This window comes from Polynucleobacter sp. 35-46-11 (assembly GCF_002281105.1).
The window spans coordinates 1-7,472 of sequence record NZ_NCFJ01000101.1; the positions used below are offsets into that span (position 1 = coordinate 1).

Sequence of the window (7,472 nt, forward strand, 5' to 3'; positions counted from 1 at the left end):
AATTAAAATACCTTATAAAGCAGATTTAATTGATTTTCTGAGCTCTTCTTCGCTTATCTTGCCTAATTTGCTGCTGGTTGACTTACCTTGACTGTTGATGATGATGGTGTAGGGTAGGGCTCCTTGAGAGTTGCCCATTTGCTTGGAAAGATTGCTGCCCTCTAGTCCGCCAATCACAATGGGATAGGAAACCGGGGTCATTTCTAGGAATTGGCGAATATTAGAGGGTGAATCGATGCCGATGCCGACAAATAAGACATTTTGATTCTTAAACTCGGCTTGTAATTTGTCTAAAGTGGGCATTTCTTCAACACAAGGAGGGCACCAAGAGGCCCAAAAGTTGACTACAAGTACTTTTCCTTGCCATTGCGTCGTGTCAACTGGTTTGCCATCAGCCGTTTGCCATGGGTTGGCAAAAAAGGCTTTGATAGCTGGATCACTTGCCAAGCCAGTTTTGTAAATCCATTGCGAAGTCACCACTCCCGCAAGTAAGGCTAAAAGACTAATTCCGGCGATGCTAATCCACTGTCTTCGGTTCATTGCTACTCCTTAGCTAAAATTCCCCAATGCATATTCATATCTTGGGCATTTGCGGTACTTTCATGGGCGGCATGCCGCAATCGCTCGGCAGGCCGGACATCGCGTAACTGGCTGTGATGCCAACGTCTATCCACCAATGAGCACGCAACTTGAGGCTCAGGGTATTGAGCTCATTGAGGGATTCTCGCCCGATCAATTATTACAGTTTGAGACTATGCCTGATTTATTTGTAATCGGTAACGTCGTTTCTCGTGGCAATCCGCTGATGGAGGCCATCCTGAATCAAGGGCTTCCTTACACATCTGGACCCCAGTGGCTTGGTGAGCAAGTATTGTTTGATAGGCATGTATTGGCTGTTGCTGGCACTCACGGTAAAACGACTACCTCTGCCATGTTGGCCTGGATCTTAGAATTTAATGGCTATCAACCAGGATATTTAATTGGTGGAGTGCCATTGAATTTCACGGTATCGGCTCGTCTGGGTGAGAGCAAATACTTTGTGATCGAGGCAGATGAATACGACACCGCCTTTTTTGATAAGCGTAGTAAGTTTGTTCACTATCGTCCGCGCACCGCTTTATTAAACAATCTTGAGTTTGATCATGCCGATATTTTTGCTGACCTGGCTGCAATCGAAACGCAGTTTCATCATTTAGTCCGTACGGTGCCGGGAAATGGTCTTGTGGTTGTGAATGGTGAAGAGCCTGCGCTAGAGAGAGTGATTACTCGAGGTGCTTGGGCGCCTGTTGAAAAGTTTGGTCAAGATAAACACAATGCTTGGTCTCTGATTTCTAAAGAGGCGGATGGCTTCATTGCTTTGCAGGATGGTAAAGAGGTAGCAACGGTGACCTGGGCCCCAGGCTCTGGTGTCATGGGTCGACATAATCAACTTAATGCATTGGCAGCGATTGCTTCTGTAAACCATATTGGCATTGCTCCAGCTGATGCGGCACGTGCTCTTGCTGAGTTTAAGAATGTGAAACGTCGCTTAGAAACGATTGGCGTGGCAAATGAGGTGACGGTCTACGATGATTTTGCTCATCACCCAACTGCAATTATTACTACGGTAGATGGCTTGCGTCGTCGCGTAGGGCAGTCTCGAATTTTGGCAGTATTAGAACCGCGTTCTAATACGATGAAACTCGGCGTGATGAAGGCGCAACTACCCAATAGCTTAGGGGCAGCTGATAAGATTTTTGCTTATGGGGCTAGTGCTGGTAAAGATTCCTTAGGTTGGGACTTAAATGAAGTCTTAGCACCATTAAATGCCAAAGAAAAAGATCGTGCCTTGGCCTTTGATGATTTAAGTGCATTGGTAGATGCAGTGGCAAAAGAAGCAAAGCCTGGCGATCACATTTTGGTGATGAGTAATGGCGGTTTTGGTGGCGTGCATCAAAAAATATTGACCGCAATACAAGAGAAAGCAAAGTAATGAGTATGAGACTAAAAGATAAAGTAGCCATCATTACCGGGGCCGCAAAAGGGATTGGCTTTGCAACGGCAAAACGCTTTGCACAAGAGGGTGCAAAAGTCATGATCACGGATGTGAGCCCTGATGCAGTGAAGGCTGCAGTTGATCTCATTCCTGGCTCGGAAGCTTTTGTCATGAACGTGACTGATCGTGCAAGCGTTGAAGCAGCTGTTGATCAAATCATGCAGCGTCACGGGCGCATCGATATTTTGATTAACAATGCTGGCATCACACAAGATGCACGCTTAGTCAAAATGACGGAAGCGCAATTTGATACGGTGATTGATGTCAATCTCAAGGGTGTATTCAATTGCACGCAATTGGTTGTACCGCATATGTTGGAGGCGGGCAAAGGGGCTGTCGTTAATGCTTCTAGTGTTGTGGGTATTTATGGAAACTTTGGACAGACAAACTATTCAGCAACGAAGTTTGGTGTGATTGGATTCACTAAAACTTGGGCGCGTGAATTAGGTCCAAAAGGTATTCGGGTAAATGCAGTGTGCCCAGGCTTTATTGCCACTGAGATGGTCAAAGCTATGCCAGAAAACATCCTAAAGGATATTGAAAGACGCAGCTGGCTGGGTCGCCTAGGTACTCCCGAAGAAATGGCGAACGTGTATTTATTCTTGGCGAGCGATGAAGCTAGTTATGTCAATGGCGTTGCACTTGAGGCCAGCGGCGGGATCTCTCTCTAAGCATGCATCTTTTATATGAAGAGGGTGGTGACATCAAGGTCGCCACAGTCCAGTCCGCCTCCGGCGCCGGAGACGCTGAGTCTTGGCAAGCAACCAGCCTATCTGGGAAAAAGATCAAACTAAAAGCTAAAGAAGTTTGGTTACGCTTTGATAAGCCAGAGCCACAGACATTAATGGATGAGGCAAATGCTTTATCTCAAGAGATTGATCTGCAGTTCTTATGGGACTGTGCACCTGATGAAGAATTTGGTTTAGTGGATGTTGCCCATGAGTACTTTGGTGCGCAGGCAAGTATTCCGCAACAAACTGCATTAGCGATTGCTTTGCAGGGTGCGCCAGTATTCTTCCGTCGCAAAGGGCGTGGGCGTTTTCAGCGAGCGCCATTAGAGCAGTTGCAAGCCGGTTTGGCTGCGCTTGAGCGCAAGCAAAAGGAACTGGAGCAGCAAGCTGCATGGCAACAAGAGTTGGTGGCTGGCGTGTTTCCAGAGACGCTCCAGTCTCAAGCAAATCAATTATTGTTTTCTCCCGATAAAAATACCTCAGCTTACAAGGCATTAATTGCTGCTTGCACTGAGTCAGGAGAATCTCCTGCCCAATTGATGATCCGCTGTGGCGCGATTGATTCACCCTTGCAATATCACCAAGGCATGTTTTTAAAGGCCCATTTTCCTCAGGGTGCCGCACATGAACCAAGCTTGGTTGTGGATCAGAGTGTATTAGACGTCGTCATTTCAGAATTACCTTTAGCTGAAGTGAGCGCTTTCTCGATTGATGATTCGGGTACTACTGAGATTGATGATGCTTTATCGGTTACTGCACTTGAGGGTGGCGGACATCGCATTGGTATTCATATCGCTGCCCCTGGTTTGGTGATCGCTAAGGATGATGCTTTGGATAAGGTCGCACGCACGCGTATGTCGACCGTGTACTTTCCTGGCGACAAAATTACGATGTTGCCCGATGCGGTGATTGCCCAGTTCTCATTGGATGAGGGTGCCGCTCGACCAGCTTTATCGATCTATGTAGATATCGATGCAACTGGAGTCGTAGATAAAGAGACGCTGCAGTTACGTGCTGAGATGGTTCCCATGGGATCAAATCTTCGTCTGGAAAATTTAGAGCATTTGGTGACGGAGGAAACTCTGGCTGATGAATCATCTGACTATGCGTATCGTCAAGAGCTCAGTGTGTTGTGGACTGCAGCAAAGTTATTGCATGCAGGGCGTCAAGAGCAGCGCGTCGCCAATGGATTGCGTGCTGAGCAATTAGGAGTTTTGGATCCTAACGCTTTAGCAAGAGACTTTCATTTTCAAATCAAAGAAGTGGATGGTGCGCAGCGAGTCGAGATTACTCCTCGTCAGCGCGGTTCCATCCTCGATACCATCGTTGCCGAGTGGATGATTTATTGCAATAGTGCCTCAGGGCGCTTACTGGCAGATCATGGGGTACCTGGTTTGTTCCGCACCCAAAAGGGTTGGGGCCCTTTGCGTACACGTATGCAGACGACACCTGGCCCTCATGAAGGATTGGGTTTGGAGTATTACGCTTGGTGTACATCGCCATTGCGTCGCTATTCAGATTTAGTGAATCAGTGGCAGTTAATTGCGATAGCAAAACATGGCATCACCGCCAAGATGGCAGCGCCATTCCCGCCGAGAGATTCCGCCTTAATGGGTATTGCTGCCGACTTTGAAGCTTGCTATTCAGCGTATGGTGAATACCAGGACCGTCTTGAGAAATATTGGTGCTTACGCTGGGTTTCTCAGGATGAAGTTCCTAAACAAGTTTTTGTGAGGCATCTCAAAGAAGGAATGTCGCGTGTTGAACCTATTCCACTGCATTTACCAATCCCGGAATTGGCTACCCACCCGCGTATGACCAGAGCCGAAGTGAGTATTGCTGACGTAGATCTCCTGCAACTGACTGCGGGGGTAAGAGTGCTTCATGTCGAGACACCAGAAGTTCCTGAGAGTGATGCAAGTCCAACCTAGGTTTGCTCAGTTAGTGGCGCGCTTAGGTGGGGGTTGGAATCGCTATCCATTTGCTTATGCGCTGGGCCTCTCTATTCTGGCTCACCTTATCTTTTTATCCTTTCGCTGGGGCATTGGAGAAATAGAAAATCGTCGTTTAAATACCCCGCTGAGCGTTGTTTTGGTGAATGCTAGCAATCAAGTGGCGCCCAAGGAGGCAAATAAATTGGCGCAAGCGAATTTGCATGGAGGGGGCAATGCTGCTAATCAAGATGCCAGTGCGCTTCATCGCGCAAGACTTGGTGCAGATGCCCGCCTAGAAGTTTTAGAGAAACAGCAAAAACAAATGCTAGCTAAGCTTGAAGCAGAGCGAGCACTAGCAGGTGGTCGTAAAAGTGGTGATGAGCAAAAAGCAGTATCCCAGTTGAACTCTTTAGAAGCTGAGCTGGCCAAGCGTTTGCAGGCCAATGGCCGCGAACCCCGACGTAAGGTCTTGACTGGAGCTAGCACCAAGGCGGTTGTATTTGCGCAGTATTACGATGCTATGCGTCAAAAAATCGAGACCTATGGGAGTGCATTTTTCCCACGAGCAAACGGGCGCCCTCTTTACGGCAGTTTGGTGATTGTGGTGAGTGTCGATGCTCAGGGGCGGATTACTAATAATGCTCAGGGTAAAGATGGTCTGAGTATTGGGCGTAGTTCTGGCAATCCCGAGTTAGATCGTCAGGCTTTAGCGATTGTGCGTGCTTCTGCCCCCTTTGGAATTTTCTCTACAGAAATGCGCAATCAGATTGATATCTTGGACTGGGTATCTACTTTTGATTTCACAAGAGATGGGTCTGATCGCTTAGATCTACGCCCGTAATTCAGTAGACCTCACTCAATTTCGCTTATCCTGTAGTCACTATGAGTCAAGCTACTTCCGCCGATTTGCATATCAATCCTACCGACTTTCCCGGAGTGGATGTTTATGCGGTCGCGGGTAATCCAATTTCGCACAGTAAATCACCCGTCATCCATAAGCGGTTTGCTGAGCAGTCAAATCAAAAAATACACTACGGTCGTTTACAGCCTGCACTTGATGAATTCAAAATCGCTGCGCAAGCCTTCTTTGCCGCTGGTGGTAAAGGTATGAATGTCACTGTGCCATTTAAATTAGATGCTCAGGCTTTTGCAGATGTATTAACACCGCGTGCGCAGCTCGCTGGCGCTGTAAATACTCTACGCATTGAAGATGGAAAAATTTTTGGTGACAATACTGATGGCGCTGGTTTAGTTAGAGACCTATTGGCGCAGGGTATTCAGATTAAAGGAGCTCGAATCCTATTATTGGGGGCGGGCGGCGCTTCTCGCGGAGTGCTTGGCCCATTGCTAGAGCAGTCTCCCAAAAAGCTGATCATTGCCAATCGATCAAATGCCAAGGCCGGTGAACTGGTTCACTTGTTTAGTGATGTAGCTGGCTCCTTTAATGTTGCGCTACAAGCAGTCTCATTAAGTGATCTTGAGGATGCTGGTAGGACTACATCTCCTTTTGATCTTATTATTAACGCTACTGCAGCAGGCTTATCCGATGCATCGCCGATTAGCGATGGGGCAGCAAGCAATATTTTTACTCCAAAATCTTTCGCCTACGATATGGTCTACGGCAAGGTCACTGCCTTTATGCAGCAAGCATTACATCGCGGCGCACGGGTCAGTGATGGCTTGGGCATGCTAGTAGAGCAGGCTGCTGACGCCTTCTTAATTTGGCGTGGTGCTACGCTTGCTGATGCGATTGATTCTCGCGCTGTATTGGCAGAACTTCGTACTTCCTAGTTTTTAGCTGAGCTTAGATGCGCTGGCTTTCTTACCTTCTGAAATGCTTGTTGGGTAGTTTTATTGCCATGCAAATGTACTTTGTCATTCAGATTGGTTTGTGGGCAGCACTAGACCCAAGCAGCACTGCATTTCAGAGGGCAGAGCGTTGGCACCTTTGTGGTCTATCTTGGTCTTGTCCTGTGCAGTCAAGCTGGGCCCCTTACGACAAAATCTCTGCCAATCTCAAGCGTGCTGTTTTAGTGAGCGAAGACGATATCTTTTTTCAGCATATGGGTGTGCGGGTGGAGGATATGAAAAAAGCTTGGACTAAAAACACACAACTTAATCAGCAGGGTGGTAAATCCAAAACTGCTTTACGTGGTGGTTCCACAATCACACAGCAACTAGCGAAGAATCTTTTTCTCTCTTCCGAACAGAATTATTTTCGCAAAGCGCAAGAGCTGATTATTACGGGCCTACTTGAGGTTATGCTATCTAAGCAGCGTTTGTTTGAGATTTATCTAAATTCAGTAGAGTGGGGCGAGGGCATTTTTGGTGTTGGTGCCGCTTCTCAACATTACTATGGAATAAAACCGGCATCACTGAATCGCGAACAGGCGGCAGCCTTAGCCTCTGCATTACCAGCCCCAAAATGTTTCGACAAAGCGCAGTATTGCCGCAAAGCCAATATTCATTTCCCTACAAGACAAGACTTTATTTTGGAAAATATGGATAGAGTGGCTCTAACACCAACTCTAAAACCAAAGACGCGTTAGGTCTGCTGTAGGTCGACACGACTTCTTTTATTTGCTAGCTGCTGCTCTTAATGCATCTCTCGTAGTGATGGCTACTTTTTTGGCTGCTTCAGCAAAATCATTGCCTGAGCTTGCATACAAGATTGCTCTTGATGAGTTGATCATCATCCCTATGCCTGGTTTGTTGGGGATTTTTCCAGCCTGAACAGTAGCATCGATATCGCCACCTTGTGCTCCAATACCT

6 protein-coding genes and 2 pseudogenes are annotated in these 7,472 nt (G+C 47.2%); 6 read left to right on the plus strand and 2 right to left on the minus strand.

From position 1 onward, the window contains the following. Positions 1 to 12: 12 nt before the first annotated feature. Positions 13 to 540: a TlpA disulfide reductase family protein gene (locus B7Y67_RS08860; RefSeq protein ID WP_293598330.1), complete on the minus strand. Its 528-nt coding sequence runs from the start codon at positions 538 to 540 to the stop codon at positions 13 to 15. A gap of 26 nt (positions 541 to 566) precedes the next feature. Here B7Y67_RS08860 and mpl point away from each other — a divergent pair. The 6 genes and pseudogenes from mpl (at position 567) to mtgA (ending at position 7,249) form a co-directional block, all read left to right on the plus strand. Next, positions 567 to 1,972: pseudogene (mpl, locus tag B7Y67_RS08865) on the plus strand (UDP-N-acetylmuramate:L-alanyl-gamma-D-glutamyl-meso-diaminopimelate ligase). 5 nt (positions 1,973 to 1,977) lie between these two features. Further along, positions 1,978 to 2,706, plus strand: coding sequence for a 3-oxoacyl-ACP reductase FabG (fabG, locus tag B7Y67_RS08870; RefSeq protein WP_293598335.1), 729 nt, complete (start codon positions 1,978 to 1,980; stop codon positions 2,704 to 2,706). Between the two features lie 2 nt (positions 2,707 to 2,708). Next, entirely contained in the window at positions 2,709 to 4,697 is a 1,989-nt protein-coding gene (locus B7Y67_RS08875) for an RNB domain-containing ribonuclease (RefSeq protein ID WP_293598331.1), read from the plus strand. Further along, on the plus strand, positions 4,681 to 5,541 hold the full coding sequence (locus B7Y67_RS08880) for an energy transducer TonB (RefSeq protein ID WP_293598332.1): 861 nt from the start codon (positions 4,681 to 4,683) through the stop codon (positions 5,539 to 5,541). Before B7Y67_RS08875 ends, B7Y67_RS08880 begins: the two co-directional genes overlap by 17 nt. A 41-nt stretch (positions 5,542 to 5,582) precedes the next feature. Further along, on the plus strand, positions 5,583 to 6,491 hold the full coding sequence (gene aroE / locus B7Y67_RS08885) for a shikimate dehydrogenase (protein WP_293598333.1): 909 nt from the start codon (positions 5,583 to 5,585) through the stop codon (positions 6,489 to 6,491). A 17-nt stretch (positions 6,492 to 6,508) separates the two neighbouring features. Further along, the gene (mtgA, locus tag B7Y67_RS08890; RefSeq protein ID WP_293598334.1) at positions 6,509 to 7,249 is read left to right on the plus strand and encodes a monofunctional biosynthetic peptidoglycan transglycosylase; all 741 of its coding nucleotides are present in this window, start codon (positions 6,509 to 6,511) and stop codon (positions 7,247 to 7,249) included. Positions 7,250 to 7,276: 27 nt separating this feature from the next. Here mtgA and pyrF read toward each other — a convergent pair. Continuing rightward, a pseudogene (gene pyrF / locus B7Y67_RS08895) lies at positions 7,277 to 7,472 on the minus strand (orotidine 5'-phosphate decarboxylase); the annotation flags it as partial.